16 protein-coding genes and 1 tRNA gene are annotated in these 15057 nt (G+C 62.6%); 12 read left to right on the top strand and 5 right to left on the bottom strand.

What is annotated here, in order from left to right; translation table 11 throughout:
* The first annotated feature begins 38 nt into the window (after nt 1-38).
* The 5 genes from EAV90_RS27150 (at nt 39) to EAV90_RS27130 (ending at nt 4648) form a co-directional block, all read left to right on the top strand.
* Complete coding sequence (locus EAV90_RS27150; protein WP_129145190.1) at nt 39-1397, top strand: MFS transporter; 1359 nt, start codon at nt 39-41, stop codon at nt 1395-1397.
* On the top strand, nt 1394-1897 hold the full coding sequence (locus EAV90_RS27145) for a GAF domain-containing protein (RefSeq protein ID WP_122402654.1): 504 nt from the start codon (nt 1394-1396) through the stop codon (nt 1895-1897). The genes EAV90_RS27150 and EAV90_RS27145 overlap by 4 nt, the downstream gene beginning before the upstream one ends.
* 13 nt (nt 1898-1910) lie before the next feature.
* Nucleotides 1911-3158 carry a metal-dependent hydrolase family protein gene (locus EAV90_RS27140; protein ID WP_129145189.1) on the top strand — a complete coding sequence of 416 codons (1248 nt, stop codon included), beginning with the start codon at nt 1911-1913 and terminating at the stop codon, nt 3156-3158.
* 72 nt (nt 3159-3230) lie between these two features.
* Complete coding sequence (locus tag EAV90_RS27135; RefSeq protein WP_129145238.1) at nt 3231-4337, top strand: IS5 family transposase; 1107 nt, start codon at nt 3231-3233, stop codon at nt 4335-4337.
* Nucleotides 4334-4648: a hypothetical protein gene (locus EAV90_RS27130; RefSeq protein WP_129145188.1), complete on the top strand. Its 315-nt coding sequence runs from the start codon at nt 4334-4336 to the stop codon at nt 4646-4648. The genes EAV90_RS27135 and EAV90_RS27130 overlap by 4 nt, the downstream gene beginning before the upstream one ends.
* A gap of 63 nt (nt 4649-4711) precedes the next feature.
* On the opposite strand, the gene EAV90_RS27125 is transcribed toward EAV90_RS27130, so the two are convergent.
* Nucleotides 4712-6769: an ATP-dependent helicase gene (locus EAV90_RS27125; RefSeq protein WP_129145187.1), complete on the bottom strand. Its 2058-nt coding sequence runs from the start codon at nt 6767-6769 to the stop codon at nt 4712-4714.
* Nucleotides 6770-6897: 128 nt separating this feature from the next.
* Here EAV90_RS27125 and EAV90_RS27120 point away from each other — a divergent pair, with 128 nt between their 5' ends.
* Entirely contained in the window at nt 6898-7488 is a 591-nt protein-coding gene (locus EAV90_RS27120; RefSeq protein ID WP_129145186.1) for a TMEM175 family protein, read from the top strand.
* Between the two features lie 3 nt (nt 7489-7491).
* On the opposite strand, the gene EAV90_RS27115 is transcribed toward EAV90_RS27120, so the two are convergent.
* Nucleotides 7492-7872 carry a YciI family protein gene (locus tag EAV90_RS27115; protein WP_122406594.1) on the bottom strand — a complete coding sequence of 127 codons (381 nt, stop codon included), beginning with the start codon at nt 7870-7872 and terminating at the stop codon, nt 7492-7494.
* Between the two features lie 198 nt (nt 7873-8070).
* Between EAV90_RS27115 and EAV90_RS27110 the strand changes: the two genes are divergently transcribed.
* From EAV90_RS27110 to EAV90_RS27100, 3 genes are all read left to right on the top strand, one after another.
* Nucleotides 8071-8256 (top strand): hypothetical protein, encoded by a 186-nt coding sequence (locus tag EAV90_RS27110; RefSeq protein ID WP_129145185.1) that lies wholly within the window; start codon nt 8071-8073, stop codon nt 8254-8256.
* 27 nt (nt 8257-8283) lie between these two features.
* Complete coding sequence (locus EAV90_RS27105) at nt 8284-8487, top strand: hypothetical protein (protein ID WP_129145184.1); 204 nt, start codon at nt 8284-8286, stop codon at nt 8485-8487.
* Nucleotides 8488-8823: 336 nt separating this feature from the next.
* A tRNA-Gly gene (locus EAV90_RS27100) sits at nt 8824-8897 on the top strand.
* Nucleotides 8898-8943: 46 nt separating this feature from the next.
* Here EAV90_RS27100 and EAV90_RS27095 read toward each other — a convergent pair.
* Nucleotides 8944-9357: a hypothetical protein gene (locus EAV90_RS27095; protein ID WP_129145183.1), complete on the bottom strand. Its 414-nt coding sequence runs from the start codon at nt 9355-9357 to the stop codon at nt 8944-8946.
* Between the two features lie 421 nt (nt 9358-9778).
* A complete protein-coding gene (locus EAV90_RS27090; protein ID WP_129145182.1) occupies nt 9779-10429 on the bottom strand; it encodes a GntR family transcriptional regulator in 651 nt (216 codons plus the stop codon).
* A 101-nt stretch (nt 10430-10530) separates the two neighbouring features.
* On the opposite strand from EAV90_RS27090, the gene EAV90_RS27085 reads away from it, so the two are divergent.
* Genes EAV90_RS27085 through EAV90_RS27075 form a run of 3 tightly spaced genes read left to right on the top strand, consistent with a single transcriptional unit; the run spans nt 10531 to nt 13758 of the window.
* Entirely contained in the window at nt 10531-11325 is a 795-nt protein-coding gene (locus tag EAV90_RS27085; protein ID WP_129145181.1) for an enoyl-CoA hydratase/isomerase family protein, read from the top strand.
* A complete protein-coding gene (locus EAV90_RS27080) occupies nt 11322-12527 on the top strand; it encodes a CaiB/BaiF CoA transferase family protein (protein ID WP_283810511.1) in 1206 nt (401 codons plus the stop codon). Before EAV90_RS27085 ends, EAV90_RS27080 begins: the two co-directional genes overlap by 4 nt.
* Nucleotides 12528-12552: 25 nt before the next feature.
* Nucleotides 12553-13758 (top strand): ABC transporter substrate-binding protein, encoded by a 1206-nt coding sequence (locus EAV90_RS27075; protein WP_129145180.1) that lies wholly within the window; start codon nt 12553-12555, stop codon nt 13756-13758.
* An 888-nt stretch (nt 13759-14646) separates the two neighbouring features.
* On the opposite strand, the gene EAV90_RS27070 is transcribed toward EAV90_RS27075, so the two are convergent.
* The coding region (locus EAV90_RS27070; protein WP_129145179.1) for an ISAs1 family transposase at nt 14647-15057 on the bottom strand (411 nt) is incomplete at its 5' end.

Raw genomic sequence — 15057 nt, 5'->3', positions numbered from 1 at the left:
GCGGCGCGCCGGGCCCGTGACATCGGAGGGGGACTTTCATGTCGATGATATCGGCGCGCATCGAGCGCCTTCCGTTCGCACGTTTCCACACGCATCTGCTGCTGATGGGCGGGCTCGGCTACATGTTCGACGCGATGGACGCGGCGGTGCTGGCCTTCATCCTGCCGGTGCTGCGCACGGCGTGGAATCTGTCGAGCGTGCAGATCGGCGTGCTCGGCAGCAGCACTTACATCGGCTTCCTGTTCGGCGCGTTGCTGGCCGGCACGCTGGGCGATTTGATCGGCCGACGTGCGGTGATGATGTCGGCGCTGGCGCTGTATTGCGCGGCGTCGATCGTGAGCGCGGTGGTCGACACATGGCCGTCCTTCTTCGCCGCGCGTGTCGTGGCCGGCATGGGCACCGGGGCGGAGAGCGCGATCATCGCGCCTTACCTCGCGGAGTTCGTTGCGCGCCGCTATCGCGGCAGCTTCACCGGCGCGCTGGCCGGCTTCTTCTCCTTCGGTTTCGTCGCCGCAGCCTTGCTCGGCTACTTCATCGTTCCCACCTCCGACAACGGCTGGCGTATCGTACTGGTGATCACCGCGGTGCCGGTCGTCATGCTGCTGTGGTGGCGCAAGTCGCTGCCGGAATCGCCGCGCTGGCTCGAAAGCCGGGGCAGGGGCAAGGAAGCGGAGGCCCTGCTGGACCGGATCGAGGCGGGCTTTGCGCGCGAGGGTCATGTCCTGCCGCAGCCGGTGGTGGAAGCAACAGCGCCGGCGGGGACAGGCGGGACTCTGCTCGCCAATTTCGCCGCGCTTCTGACGGGCCGGCAGGCGCGCATCACCATCATGACCTGGATCATGTGGCTGGCGATCACCTTCAGCTATTATTCCTTCTTCGTCTGGATCCCCGGTCTCCTGGTTCAGAACGGCATGAGCATCACCAAGAGCTTCGCCTATTCAATCGCGATCTATTGCGCGCAGATTCCCGGCTATTTCAGCGCGGCGTATTTCAACGAGCGCATTGGCCGGCAGGCGACGATCGCGACCTACATGGTGCTCGGCGGCGCCAGCGCGCTCGGGCTCGCCTTCGCGCAGAGCGACCAGCAGATCATGGCGGCGGGAATCTTCCTGTCGCTGTTCATGAACGGCACTTATGCGGGCGTCTATGCCTATACCGCGGAAGTCTTCCCGACCCCGGTCAGGACCACGGGTGCCGGGCTCGCTTCCGCAATCGGCCGCATCGGCGCGATCGTCTCGCCGATCCTGGTCGGCTATCTCTATCCGACCTTCGGCTTTGCCGGCGTGTTCGGCGTCACCACCACCGTGCTGCTGCTCGGGGCTGTCACCGTCGTGCTGATGGGCGTGCCGACGCGCGGTCGCTCGCTGGAGGAGATTGCGGCGGGCGAAGTCGCATGACGCGGACGAAACTGAAGGCCGATCCCTGGCTCTGCGCCGTCGCGGCGGCGCAGGGCAGGATGGATCAGCCGGATGCGCTGTACGTGGCGCTGGACCAGGCCGTGAAGTCGGCGATCGGGCACAAGCTGTTCACGATCCTCACCTATGACGGCAGCACCGGCGAAGCGGCGCGGGTCTATTCCAATCTCCCGGGCCCGTACCCGACCGGTGGACGCAAGCGGCTCACGCCCGGACCGTGGACCGAGGCCGTGCTCGATCGCGGCGAAGCCTATATCGGCCGTACCCATGACGATCTGCGCACCGTCTTCTCCGATCATGAGCTGATCGCTTCGCTCGGCTGCGAGAGCGTGCTCAACATGCCCGTGCGCTGGCGCGGTCGCACGCTCGGCTCGCTCAATCTGCTTCACGAGGCGGGCTGGTACGGCGAGGATGACGTCGCTGCGTGCCTTCCCTTTGCCCAGCTTACCTTGCCGGCACTGCTCTCGCCGGCCGATCTCTGACAGGACCGTCGCGATGACAAGCATCCTCTTCAAGAACGCCGCACTGCTCGATCCGCTCCAGCCGGACTTGCTGGAGGGGCATCATGTGCTGGTCGAGGACAATCTGATCAGGGAGATCTCCGACCGGCCGATCCAGGCCACCGCCGATCGCACCATCGATTTGAACGGCAAGACGCTGATGCCCGGGCTGATCGATCTGCATGTTCACGCGATCGCGGTCGAGCTCAATCTGGCGCAACAGGTGCACATGCCGAACGTGCTGGTGACGCTGCGCTCGACGCTGCTCTTGCGCGGCATGCTGCGGCGTGGCTTCACCACGGTTCGCGACGCAGGCGGCGCCGGCCACGCGCTGAAGCAGGCGATCGAGACCGGCCTGACCGATGGACCGCGGCTGTTCGTCTCCGGTCGCGCGCTCAGCCAGACCGGCGGCCACGGCGACATGCGGGCACGCTCGGATTACCTTGCGAGTGACGCGCCCTGTCCCTGCTGCGTGCGGGTCGGCGCGCTGGCGCGCGTGGCCGACGGCGTCGACGGCGTACGCAAGGCCGCGCGCGAAGAGCTCCAGATGGGGGCCGACCAGATCAAGATCATGGCCTCCGGCGGGGTGGCGTCGCCGACCGATCCGGTTGGCGCCTTTGGTTACTCCGAGGACGAGATCCGCGCCATCGTCGAGGAGGCACGCGGGCGACAGACCTATGTGCTCGCCCACGCCTATACCGCTGCCGCGATCGAGCGCGCGGTGCGCTGCGGCGTGCGCACCATCGAACACGGCAATTTGGTCGATGCGCCGACCGCGCGCCTGATGGCCGAACAGGGGGCCTATGTGGTGCCGACGCTCGTCACCTATGAGGCGCTCGCCAACGAGGGCGCCCAATACGGCCTGCCACCCGAGAGCGTGGCCAAGATCGCCGATGTCCGCGACGCCGGCCTGCGCTCGCTCGCGATCTATCGCGACGCCGGCGTGAAGATGGGCTTCGGCAGCGATTTGCTCGGGCCGTCGCAACGCCTGCAGAGCGATGAATTCCGCATTCGCGCCGAAATCCTCGGCCCGCGCGCCGTCATCGCCAGCGCGACGGTGATCGGTGCCGAGGTGCTCGGCATGGAGAGCAAGCTCGGTCGCATCATGCCGGAGGCTATCGCGGACCTGCTGGTGGTCGACGGCAATCCGCTGCGCGATGTCGCCTGCCTGCTCGGTCAGGGCGAGCATATCCCGCTAGTGGTGAAGGCGGGGAAGGTCCAGTTCGACAGGCTGAAAGCCTAACAGGCTGTTGAAGAAGTCTCTGGCGGGACGGAATTGGACGTGATTCTCTCGATGATTGAACGGGAGGCCGGGATGCGAGGATCGGACGAGCGGTCTGGATCGCTGTTCAGTTATGTGGATCTTGAAGCGCGGGTTCGTCCGGACCATCCCTTACGGACGATCCGGGAGATTGTGAACGCTGCGCTGGGCGATCTATCGAAGGCGTTTGCGGGGCTTTACACGGACTTTGGCCGGCCCTCGATTGCACCGGAGAGGCTGCTTCGGGCGATGCTGCTGCAGGCCTTCTACGGCATTCGCTCGGAACGACAATTGATGGAGCGGCTGGAATTTGACCTGCTATTCCGCTGGTTTGTCGGTCTGGGCGTGGACGATCCGGTGTGGGACCACTCGACCTTCTCCAAGAATCGCGACCGGCTGTTAGAGGGTGAGATCGCCGTCAAGTTCCTTTCGGCGGTGCTGGCTCAGCCGAAGGTGAAGCGGCTGTTGTCGAGCGATCACTTCTCGGTCGACGGCACGCTGATTGAGGCGTGGGCTTCGATCAAGAGCTTCCGCAGAAAGGACGGAGACGACAACGACAGCGAGGGTCCGGGACGCAACGCTGAGCGTAGCTTCCACAAGGAGAAGCGTTCAAACGAGACGCACCAAAGTACGACCGACCCGGAGGCTCGGCTCTACAAGAAGGGGGATGGGCGGCCGGCCAAGCTCTGTTACATGGGGCATGCTCTGATGGAGAACCGCCATGGTCTGGCGGTCGGCGGTGCCGTCAGCCAGGCCACCGGCACGGCCGAACGAGAGACTGCGCTGGCGTTGATCGATCGGCGTGATCGCACAGGCCGGCGGATCACGCTCGGCGCGGACAAGGCCTATGACGTCACGCAGTTCGTCCACGACTTGAGAGAACGATCGGTAACGCCGCACATCGCGATCGACGGACACCTCAGCAAGACCGGTACCCCGCGCAGGACGGCGGTCGACGCCCGCACCACCCGCCACGCCGGATACGAGATTAGCCAACGCTGCCGCAAACGGATTGAGGAGGTGTTCGGGTGGATCAAGAGTTCCGCCGGTCTGGCCAAGGTGAAGCTACGGGGGCGCGAGCGCGTGGACGCCGCCTTTACGTTGGCGCTCGCGGCCTACAATCTGATCCGTCTGCCCAAGCTGCTGGTGGTGCAGCCATGAGCGTGCGGGGCAAATGGCGTGTGGTGGAAACGCCCGATCACGACATGGCCGGGGCGGGTTCTTACATCCTGTTCGCAGCCGAAGGCGGCGAGTTCGCCCTGGATTGCCTCACGGGGGCAATATATGGCCGCTGCGAAGGCGATGCCGTGGAGTTCACGTGGGACGGCAGCGACGAGATGGAGCCCGCAAGAGGCCGTGGTTGGGCAGAAGAGCTCGCCGATGGCTCGCTTGAAGGTGAGATATGCCTCGAAGGCGGCGACGACATTCCCTTCATCGCCCGCCGATTGGCTACTTCTTCAACAGCCTGCTAAAGCGTTTTCGAGCGAAGTGGATACCGGTTCGCGTAAAGAAAACGCGTCACAACAAGACGCCAACTACCGCCACATCCCCCGCATCTTCGCCCCGATGTCGATCTTCGGCCCCTGCGCGGCAGTGCGCGCTGCGCCCGCCGCGGCTTTCGGCCAGGCGGTGCGCTCGAACAGATAGACCAGCTGCTCCGGGATGAAGCGGGTGCGCGAGGCGTAGACGTGGCGGTCGCCCTTGGCGGCCTGGCCGTGGACGAAGAAGCGTTGCGGCACCACGAGGTGGAGATCGTCCTTGGCGCGCGTCATCGCGACATAGAGCAGGCGGCGTTCCTCCTCGAGCTCGGCGCTGGTGCCGGCACCGAGATCGGAGGGCATGCAGCCGTCGACGACGTTGAGCACGAACACCGATTTCCACTCCTGGCCCTTGGCGGAATGGATGGTGGAGAGGATCAGATAATCCTCGTCGCGCAGGGGCGGTCCGGATTTGTCGCTGGTCGCATCGGGCGGATCCAGCGTGAGTTCGGTCAAAAACTTCTCGCGCGAGGCATAGCCGCCGGCGATCTGCTCGAGCTGCATCAGGTCGGCGCGGCGCGTCTCGGCATCCTCGTGGATGCGATCGAGATGCGGCTCGTACCAGAGCCGCACGCGTTCGAGATCGGCAGGCCATTCCGAATAGCGCAGGTTTTCGACGGTGCGGACGAAGTCGGTCCAGTCGGGGCCGGTGCGCGCCGGCACCGGGAGCCGGCCGAGCGCGGCAAGCGGGTCGGTGCTCTCCGCCATCTGGTCGAGCACGCGCTGCGCCGTCGCGGGGCCGATGCCCGGCAACAGATGCAGGAGGCGAAAGCCGGCGACGCGGTCGCGCGGGTTTTCGGCGAAGCGCAACAGCGCCAGCACGTCCTTGACATGGGCGGCGTCGAGGAATTTCAGCCCGCCGAACTTGACGAACGGGATGTTGCGGCGGGTCAGCTCGATCTCCAGCGGGCCCGAATGCGACGAGGTGCGGAACAGCACCGCCTGGTGCTTGAGCAGCGCGCCTTGCTCGCGGTTCGCCAGCACCGCCTCGACGATGTAGCGCGCCTGATCGGCCTCGTCGTGCACGGTGACGAGCTGCGGCTTCTGACCCGAAATGCGGTCGGTCCAGAGATTCTTGGTGAAGCGCTCACGCGCCAGGCCGATGACGCCGTTCGCCGCTGACAGCACCGCTTGTGTCGAGCGGTAATTGCGGTCGAGCGTGATCATCTCCGCGCGTGGCGAGAAGCTCTGCGGGAACTCCAGGATGTTGCGCACGGTGGCGGCGCGGAACGAATAGATCGACTGCGCGTCGTCGCCGACGACGGTGAGGCCGCGCCCGTCGGGCTTCAGCGCCAAGAGGATCGAGGATTGCAGGCGGTTGGTGTCCTGATATTCGTCGACCAGCACGTGATCGAAGCGCCCGCCGATCTCTTCCGCAATCAGCGCATCGCTCATCATCTGCGACCAGTAGAGCAGGAGGTCGTCGTAATCGAGCACGTGCTGGGCCTGCTTGGCCTCGACATAAGCGGCAAACAAGCCCTTCAGCTCGGCGGCCCAGCCCGCGCACCAGGGATAGTGCTGGCCGAGCACCTTCTCGATTTCCATCTCGGCATTGACGCAGCGGGAATAGATCGACAGGCAGGTGCCCTTGGCGGGAAAGCGGCTCTCGGTCTTCGACAGCCCGCGCTCGTGCCGCACCAGGTTCATCAGGTCGGCAGAGTCCTCGCGGTCATGGATGGTGAAGGCGGGATCGACGCCGATCCGCTCGGCATATTCGCGCAGGAGCCGCGCGCCGATGCCGTGGAAGGTGCCGGCCCAGGTGAGCGCATCGCGCATGATCGCGGCGTTGTTCTCACCCAGCACCTTGCGGGCGATACGCTCGACGCGGCCGGCCATCTCCGCCGCCGCGCGGCGGGAAAATGTCATCAGCAGGATGCGGCGGGGATCGCTGCCTGCGACGATCAGATGCGCAACGCGGTGGGCCAGCGTGTTGGTCTTCCCGGAGCCGGCGCCGGCGATGACGAGCAGGGGGGCGCCCACGGTCGCGCCTTCAGCCACGCCATGCTCGACGGCGCGGCGCTGCTCCGCATTGAGCGTGTCCAGATATGTCGCCACGAATCGCCCCGGTGAAAGGATGAGAGTCGGCGATCCCGGTGCGAATCGCAATGCGGCTGGACGAAACCGGGTTTAGGATTTAGGGGGAAGGGGCGGCCCCGAGTTCCAGCCCGAGAAACGCGTCCGCTATGACCGAGCTCAAGCCCGACCAGTTCGAGATGCGGCGGCTGGAATCGCTCAGCAACACCATCTTCGGTGTCGCCATGACGCTGCTCGCCTACGACCTGCCCAAGGCTGCGGTGTTCACCAGCGCTCCCGGCTGGAGCGATCTTGCCCATGTCTATTCCGGCAAGCTCGCCGGCTTCGCGCTCAGCTTCATCATCGCTGGCGTGTTCTGGATCAGTCATCACCGCCGGCTGGCGCGCCAGCCGGTCGGCAGCCGCGGCATGGTGATCCTCAATCTGTTTTTCCTGCTCTCGATCGTGCTGCTGCCGGTGACCAACGGCCTCTATACCAATTACGCCATGAGCAGCGCCGTCGCCGTGCTCTACGGCTTGCATCTGACCGCGATTGCCGGCCTCAACGCCTGGATGTGGTGGACGATCCTGGGCGGCTGGCGCCACGAGATCATGGCCTCGCTGTTTCCACTTCTGGTGTTCATCCCGGGCACGATCGTTGCGGCGTTCGCGCCCCAGGTCGCCCCCTTTGTGTGGTTCATTGCGTTCGGCGGGCTCGTGATCCAGCGCTTCTATGCGGGGCGGACAGGGCCGGAGGCGTAGGACTCAACCGGATGTCGCGCCGAACCCATCGGCCGGCACGTAAAGCTTGACCGGGCGGATTTCGTAGACGGCCGTCGGATTGACCGCACGCAGCTTCCGCGCCGCCGCGATCGCCTCATCCTCGGTGGCGCATTGCATCAGGTGGAAGCCCAGAAGCTGCTCCTTGGTCTCGGCAAACGGCCCGTCCAGCACCATGCCCGCGCCGGGGCCCCGCAGGGTGCGGGCCTTTCGAGTTTCATCCAGGCGGGCCGCCGGCCCAAACTGTCCGCTGGCCCGAAGAGGTGCTTGAACCTCGATGACTTTGGCCACCACCGCGGCGTCCTGCTCCGGCGTCCAGGACAGGACTTCGTCTTCCACGTGATAGGCCAGGATGGCGTACAGCATCATCACCTCGTTTCTTTCTGCGCAAGTTCCAAGGACGTGGCACGGTAGCCCGTGCCGACAATCCCGAAGCAAAATATTGCGTGGCCGGCAAGCGGCGAAACCGTCCTGAAACCCGATCGCGGCCTTGCCATGTGAACGCCGCCGGAACTGGTCGCGACTGATGGACCACGAACAACAAAGCTTTGGCTGGAGGCGGCAATGTCGGGTCACACCATCAAGATCATCTGGGATGCGCGGCGGGCGGCACAGTCGCAGCCGGCCGATTTGCACGACGAGGCGGGCCATCACCGCTATTACGGCAGCTCGGCCGAGAACGGCGGCGAGCGCATCGCGGAGAGCCGGCGCGGCAAACGGCCGCGCGCGTTCAACGTCTGCGGCTTCTGAAGCCTTTCGACGCGCCGGTCGTTCAAAATGAGCGCCCTGCAAATGGCGATCGCGGCGACGCCGTTCCTGGTCGCGCTGATGAGCCGGACCGGCAAGGCCATTGCGCCGTGCCTTCTGGCGAGCCTCTTCACGGTGCTGCTCGGCGGCGAGCCGCACCGCGCGGCCGTCGCCTGGTGCGTCGGCATGCTGATCGCCGCCGTCGCACTGCGGGAGCGGCTTCGCGCCGGCTGACCCGGCGATCCGGCTTCAAGGAAATCGCGAAGAAAAGGCGCGGCGGGGAGGCCCCGTCGCGCCCGATTTCTTGCTCGCTGGTCCAGGGCCGAGAGCGCCCCGATGCCAAGCTTCAGCCAAAGCTCAGCGGGCGATCCCAGCGAGGTGACAGCGCTTGAGATAAGACACTGGATCACCTCCTTTCGTTGGTTAAGGAAGTCTTCAACATAGGCGGCGATCCCGCCGCTGTTAAGGGGCGGGGCGGCCAAGTCGGAACCAGCCGTCTTCGCAAAGCCCGGAAAGGCGCCGTCCGGGCAGTTGAGACCGCCGCCGAGCCGTGTTAGGGGATCGCTCGACGCGGGTGTAGCTCAATGGTAGAGCAGCAGCCTTCCAAGCTGAATACGAGGGTTCGATTCCCTTCACCCGCTCCAATGTTTTCAAGAACTTGTAGGGCAGCTCGCTTTCCGTTCGGACAAGCTAACCTTGCTTGAAGAAAGCATCCCTAAAATAACGGCCGCTGATTTCGATCAAGTTGCCATTGTCATCTGATTTCCACGCAACGGTAGCGACCTCCACGAAGAGCAGGCTCATGTGACGCTTGAACCTTACGTACTGATCAGGAGGTCTCCGGTCGTTGATATTATCTATGTAGATTGGGCCCCACCCCTCCCGATCAAGTTCGGCTTTCAATATCGCGTCCGGTGATCCTACTGGAAATTTCTGCCTCAACCGTCTGGTGAACTCAGAGCGCGCCTCTGCATCAGTGCTGAGCGAAGAAATTCCGGCGGCGAGGTTCGGAAATGGCCGGTAGAAATGAAAAAAAATCGGCAGCCCGAAGGTGAGGGCGGCAATTATCCCTATGGCTACTGCAACAATTCTTAAAATACGCATCGCTCGCGGCCCGCGCTATGCAAAGGACGGCAAGTATACTACGAATTGCGCTGCATGGTTTGGGCAATTTCCAGAGAGTTGGGTCGAGCGGGCCTGCATTCAGCTGCCCTCGGCGGGTTCGGACAGGCCGGGAAAGTTATTGGGGTTCAAAGGCGTCCGAAGCTGCATTTTGTCCGAACGAGCATTGAAAATACTGAGAGTTCGACACCCTTCCAAGCTGAATACGAGGGTTCGATTCCCTTCACCCGCTCCAATGATTTCAGTTACTTAGTGAGCTTGTTGGTTTTCATTCCGACAAGGGTTCACTTTTGGGCCGCCTGCTTGATCCGCTTCATTTTTGCGTCCTGCTTCTCCTCATCATCGTGATGAAGATGCACCATCGTTTATCGATGACCTTTTCACGGCGCGGGGCGCGGAACCGTCACTCGGACTTGATGGAAGCGACCATGTCGGCAAAGAGGTTGCCTCCGACGATGATGTGAGCGCGCATCGATTGCTGTGCTTCGCTTTCGCTCCCTGTTTCAATCGCCCTGACTATCAGAGCGTGCTCGCCGAATGATGCCGCGAGGCGGGCTGGTCGCGACAAGCTCTGATGCCGGAAGAACCGCATCCGAAGGCGGGTTTCAGTCACGAGATCGGCCAAGGGCGTGTTGCGTGCGCCAGCGTAGATGGCTTGGTGAAATGCGGTGTTGAGTTCGACGTAGCGCGCCGTGTTGCCGGTGTGCACGGCTGATGCGCATTGTTCGTGTATCTCACGCAGGCCGGTTCGTTCGGCGACAGTCATTCGGCGCGCCGCCAGACCGGCAGCCTCCGCTTCGAGCGCAGTGAGAATTTCTACCATGCCGATCGCTCGCTGAGGTGTCATGCTCGCGATGGTTGCGCCTTGGCGCGACCTGAACTTGACGAGACCCTCATTGGCCAAGCGAAGCAGCGCTTCCCGCGCTGGCGTCCGCGAGACCGAAAAGCGTCTGGCGAGGCTCTGCTCGTCCAGCTTGTCGCCCGGGACCAGCCGTCCCTCGGCGATATCGCTTTCGATCCGTCGACAAAGCTCATCGGAGACACGAACCCGCATTGGCTTGCCCTTATGTATACGCTTATGCCTTTATGTATACGTAGACCATTTAAAAAAATACATATAATCCGGGCACAGAACGAGGACAACAGGAAACGCCGATGACTTCCGTGAATTTGAGCGGCACCCCTTTGCTGAAGACGGATGGGCCTATCGCGACGATCCAGCTCGATCGCCCGCGGCAGATGAACAAGATCACCGCAGCCGATCTCGCCGTGTTGTCGGGCCACTTCGCCAGCATTGAGAAGGCAGGTGCGAGAGTTCTCATCCTGACCGGCGAAGGACGCGCGTTCAGCGCCGGATACGACCTCGGAGACATCGCTGCGCGAACCTCGTCTAAGGAAGATGTTCATGCTTCCGGTTTTGAGAACGTCGTCGATCAGCTCGAAACTCTGGCGATACCGACCATCTGCAGGCTGAACGGCGGAGTCTATGGCGGCGCAACTGATCTTGCGCTCGCCTGCGACTTCAGGATCGGCGTGGATGATTGCGAGATGTTCATGCCGGCCGCGCGCCTCGGGCTTCACTATTACAGCAGCGGTCTCATGCGCTTTGCGTCGCGCCTCGGCGTAGCGGCGACAAAGAAGCTGTTCCTCACGGGCCTGAAACTGGACGCGGCCGAGATGCTGCGCATAGGCTATCTGGATGAAGCCGTTCCTGCGGGCAGCCTCGATGCGCGCGTGAAGGAGCTCGCCTCTGTTCTCGCTGCCAATGCGCCGGCCGCCATGCGTGGCATGAAACGCGCCATCAACGAGATCGCCGGAAACTCGTTCGATCGTGCTGCTGCCGATCAGCGTTACCGTGAGAGCCTCGTGGGCGCCGAGCTGCGCGAGGGCAGCGCGGCTTTCGCCGAAAAGCGCCCCCCGCGCTTCGGCGCCGACCTGGACGGCCGATGACCGGACCTCACTCGCCACCGGCGTCCACGCTGAAGCCGCGGTCAAAGGGGCCACTCGCTGGGTTGATCGTGATCGATCTCACCCGCGTGTTGGCCGGACCGTATTGCACCATGATGCTCGCGGATCTCGGCGCGCGGGTCATAAAGGTCGAGATGCCGGGCATCGGTGACGATGCGCGGCACATCGGCCCGTTCATCTCGAACGCCGATGGCTTGCCAAGCTCGGGCTATTTCTTCTCGATCAATCGAAGCAAGGAATCGATCGCACTGAGCCTCAAGGATGCTGCCGACCGCGCGATATTCGAGCGACTATTGCTGGACGCCGATGTCCTCGCGGAAAATTTTACGCCCGGTACCATGGACCGTTTCGGCTACGGCTGGGAGGCGCTCAGCTCGCGCTTTCCCCGGCTGGTTCTGGCGTCGATATCGGGCTTTGGTCAGACGGGGCCCTACCGCGAACTGCCGGCTTACGACATGGTCGTGCAGGCCATGGGCGGTGTCATGAGCTTGACGGGCGAGGAGGGAGGCCCGCCGACGCGCGTCGGAGTATCGATCGGCGACATCGCCGCGGGCACTCATGCGGTGATCGGGGTCCAGGCGGCGTTGATCGAGCGTGCCCGCACCGGTCGCGGTAAGCACGTCGATATTTCCATGCTCGATACGCAGATCTCTCTGCTCGAGAATGCCCTTGTCCGCTATCAAGTCGAGCAAGTCGTTCCGGGGCCCATCGGCTCCAGACACCCCTCTATCACGCCATTTGGCGTCTTCAAGAGCAAGGTCGGGCATCTCATCATCGCCGCCGGCAACGACCGGAAGTTCAGAGATCTTTGCGATGTGCTGCAGATGCGGGACGTCAAAGCCGATCCGCGATTCCTCTCGAATTCGTCGCGATGCGAACATCATCGTGCCCTCGCCGCGCGGATCGAAGAGGCGCTGGCAACCAGAACCGCCGAGGAATGGCTCCCCATCCTGACGCAAGCCGGGATTCCCTGTGGACCAATGAACGACATTGCCGGCGTACTGCGTGATCCGCAGCTCAACGCGCGCGACATGTTCGTCTCATTGGAGGCTCCGGGGGGCATGGTGTTGAAAACCGCGGCCTGTCCCATCCGGTTCGCCGGCGAACAATTCGCAAACTATCGGCCTGCGCCAGAGCTCGATGCCGACCGCAATGCTCTCCTGCAAGAACTCGGACTCGTCTGATCGGCTCCGCGAAGAGGATTTGACAATGAGATATGCCTGCTCCTCGACGTTCGTCGCCTTGAGCGTCGCTCTCCTTTCTTCGGCCGCGTCCGCGCAGAAGCAATATGATCCCGGCGCCAGCGATACCGAAATCAAGGTCGGCAACCTGATGCCCTATAGCGGGCCGGGATCGGCTTATTCCGTGATTGGGAAAGTCGAGGCGGCGTACTTCGAGATGATCAACAAGAACGGAGGCATCAACGGTCGAAAGATCAACTTCATCTCGTACGATCATGCCTACAGTCCGCCGAAAGCCGTCGAGCAAGTCCGCAAGCTGGTGGAGAGCGATGAGGTTCTGCTGACCTTCAACATCCTCGGCACGGCACACAATGCCGCTGTGCAGAAGTACCTCAACGGCAAGAAGGTGCCGCAATTGTTCGTGGCCAGTGGTGCGGAGCGATGGAACGACCCGGCGCACTTTCCCTGGACGATGGGCTGGCAGCCAAGCTACCAAGCCGAAGGACGAATTTATGGTCGGTATGTCGCTCAAACGCTTTCCGATGCAAAGATAGGGATACTTTGGCAGAACGACGACTCCGGACGGGACTACGTCAAGGGCTTCGTTGCGGGGCTAGGCGGCAAATTCGAGCCCACAACCAGATTGTCCTATGAGATCACGGACCCGACCATCGATCCCCAGATGTCGCAATTGAAGGCATCCGGCGCGAACGTTTTTTTCGACGTGACGTCGCCGAAATTTGCCGCGCAGGCCATTCGCAAGACGGGTGAGCTGCAATGGCGGCCGCTGCACATCCTGAACAACGTCTCCACGTCGGTGGCCGCTGTCTTGAAACCTGCCGGGCTCGACAACGCCAAGGGCGTGATCTCGACCGCATATTTGAAGAATCCGCTCGATCCGGCCTGGAGCGGCGACGAGGGCTACCGGCACGGGCTTGCCTTCATGAACGAATACATGCCCGGAACTGACAAAGCCGATTCCAACACGGTCTATGGGTATTCGGTCGCGCAGACCCTGGCGGAGGTGCTCAAGATGTGCGGCGACGATCTCACGCGAGAGAACGTTATGAAAAAAGCTGCCAGCCTCAAGGATCTGAAGCTCGACATGCTTCTCCCGGGAATAACGATCAACACGTCACCGACGGACTTTGCGCCGATTAAACAGGAGCAACTCATCCGGTTCGACGGGGAAAAATGGGAGCGGTTTGGGCCGGATGCGGAGAATATGAGGTAATCAAAAAGATTTCGATTCCGCCAATCGGAGGCTCGATCCATCTCCAGCTAGATGCAACGTGGTGAATCATGAGGATAAATACCTCCGCTTCGTGGCCTTCGATTCATTTGGAAACTGAGGGTAGACCTCATACTCGCTCAGCGAGACTGGCCGGCTCGCGACTCCTCCAGGTAGGCCACGATGGCCTCCATCTGGTAGTCGGAAGGCCTCGGGTTTGGCGTCGCCTGGTCTGGTCCGAGGCCTAACAGCTTGCCTGCCAAACAATCGTTCCGCGGCGACCGGCTGAGCCGGATGAGCTGTGCTCAATTCGCGAGACACGTTGCCACCCGTACTTCATGGATTTCCATAGACTAGGAGACCGTTCGGGAAACTCGCACGACCATTCCGACAACGGGAAATTCCCTTGTGATCTCAAGCGTCCGGAGGGCTGCAAAATGTCGGAATCGGCCTTGCGCGGATTGCGAATTTTTGTGACTTCCAAGCTGAATACGAGGGTTCGATTCCTTTCACTCGCTCCGGTTGCGCCGTAAAAATCATCGATGATTCAATGATTCAATGCGTTGCATGCGGTTCCGACGGCAGTCAATCGCTCTTCACAACCCAATTGTGGATACTTCGGGCGCAGGTCGGACTCCAAAAATCCCGAAGTCTATGAGACGCGTGCACCTTTGACTCCGAGCGATTTAGATTATCAGAATTTTCGTCTGATGATTAGCGCGCTCGGCGCTTCATTCGTCGCGCTCTAGCAGAAAGATAACAGTCGTCGGGCCGGGGACAGGCCCGGCTTCAGTCGCATGTCGATGAGGCGAAGACGGAGGAAGAGCGGGAGAGGGCGGAGAGGCAGTTGCGCAAGCTCGACGCTGATCGCGATCGGGGTCGACTGTAGGGCTATCGCATATGGGCGAGGGCGGAGAGAAGGAAGTCATTATTCCATCTGGCTTGGAGCATTTTGTGGCTGATGCGGGCAGGACCGGGCGTTGCCTGCAGGGTATTGATGGCCAGCTTGCGGATGAGGGCGAGATTTTCGGCGGCGTGATCTTTGCGGCTGCGGCAGGCATCTTCGTCGAACAGAACGTCGAGAACCCAGTGCAGGTTGTTCTCGATGCTCCAGTGAGCACGCACGACCTCGAGCAGCTTTTTGGCCGACAGCAGGCGCGAGGCGAGGAAGTATCGGACCGTATGCTTGGCGGTCTTGCCAGAGTTTGCGCGCCAGCTGTCGATGCGACCGACTGCGGCGATAGCGGGGAAGTCGTATTGCTTCGCCAACTGAGGAGCCGGCGCGACGATGGCCTGCCGGCG

Origin of the sequence: Bradyrhizobium vignae (assembly GCF_004114425.1) — a bacterium.
Taxonomy (GTDB): domain Bacteria; phylum Pseudomonadota; class Alphaproteobacteria; order Rhizobiales; family Xanthobacteraceae; genus Bradyrhizobium; species Bradyrhizobium vignae.
The sequence above is the reverse complement of the archived record's forward strand: the minus strand, read 5'-3'. Positions and strand labels throughout refer to the sequence as shown.

Coding starts and splice junctions, on each gene's coding strand:
- EAV90_RS27150 (WP_129145190.1), top strand. CDS start 39: ATGTCGATGATATCGGCGCGCATCGAGCGCCTTCCGTTCGCACGTTTC.
- EAV90_RS27145 (WP_122402654.1), top strand. CDS start 1,394: ATGACGCGGACGAAACTGAAGGCCGATCCCTGGCTCTGCGCCGTCGCG.
- EAV90_RS27140 (WP_129145189.1), top strand. CDS start 1,911: ATGACAAGCATCCTCTTCAAGAACGCCGCACTGCTCGATCCGCTCCAG.
- EAV90_RS27135 (WP_129145238.1), top strand. CDS start 3,231: ATGCGAGGATCGGACGAGCGGTCTGGATCGCTGTTCAGTTATGTGGAT.
- EAV90_RS27130 (WP_129145188.1), top strand. CDS start 4,334: ATGAGCGTGCGGGGCAAATGGCGTGTGGTGGAAACGCCCGATCACGAC.
- EAV90_RS27120 (WP_129145186.1), top strand. CDS start 6,898: ATGACCGAGCTCAAGCCCGACCAGTTCGAGATGCGGCGGCTGGAATCG.
- EAV90_RS27115 (WP_122406594.1), bottom strand. CDS start 7,872: ATGCTGTACGCCATCCTGGCCTATCACGTGGAAGACGAAGTCCTGTCC.
- EAV90_RS27110 (WP_129145185.1), top strand. CDS start 8,071: ATGTCGGGTCACACCATCAAGATCATCTGGGATGCGCGGCGGGCGGCA.
- EAV90_RS27105 (WP_129145184.1), top strand. CDS start 8,284: ATGAGCGCCCTGCAAATGGCGATCGCGGCGACGCCGTTCCTGGTCGCG.
- EAV90_RS27095 (WP_129145183.1), bottom strand. CDS start 9,357: ATGCGTATTTTAAGAATTGTTGCAGTAGCCATAGGGATAATTGCCGCC.
- EAV90_RS27090 (WP_129145182.1), bottom strand. CDS start 10,429: ATGCGGGTTCGTGTCTCCGATGAGCTTTGTCGACGGATCGAAAGCGAT.
- EAV90_RS27085 (WP_129145181.1), top strand. CDS start 10,531: ATGACTTCCGTGAATTTGAGCGGCACCCCTTTGCTGAAGACGGATGGG.
- EAV90_RS27080 (WP_283810511.1), top strand. CDS start 11,322: ATGACCGGACCTCACTCGCCACCGGCGTCCACGCTGAAGCCGCGGTCA.
- EAV90_RS27075 (WP_129145180.1), top strand. CDS start 12,553: ATGAGATATGCCTGCTCCTCGACGTTCGTCGCCTTGAGCGTCGCTCTC.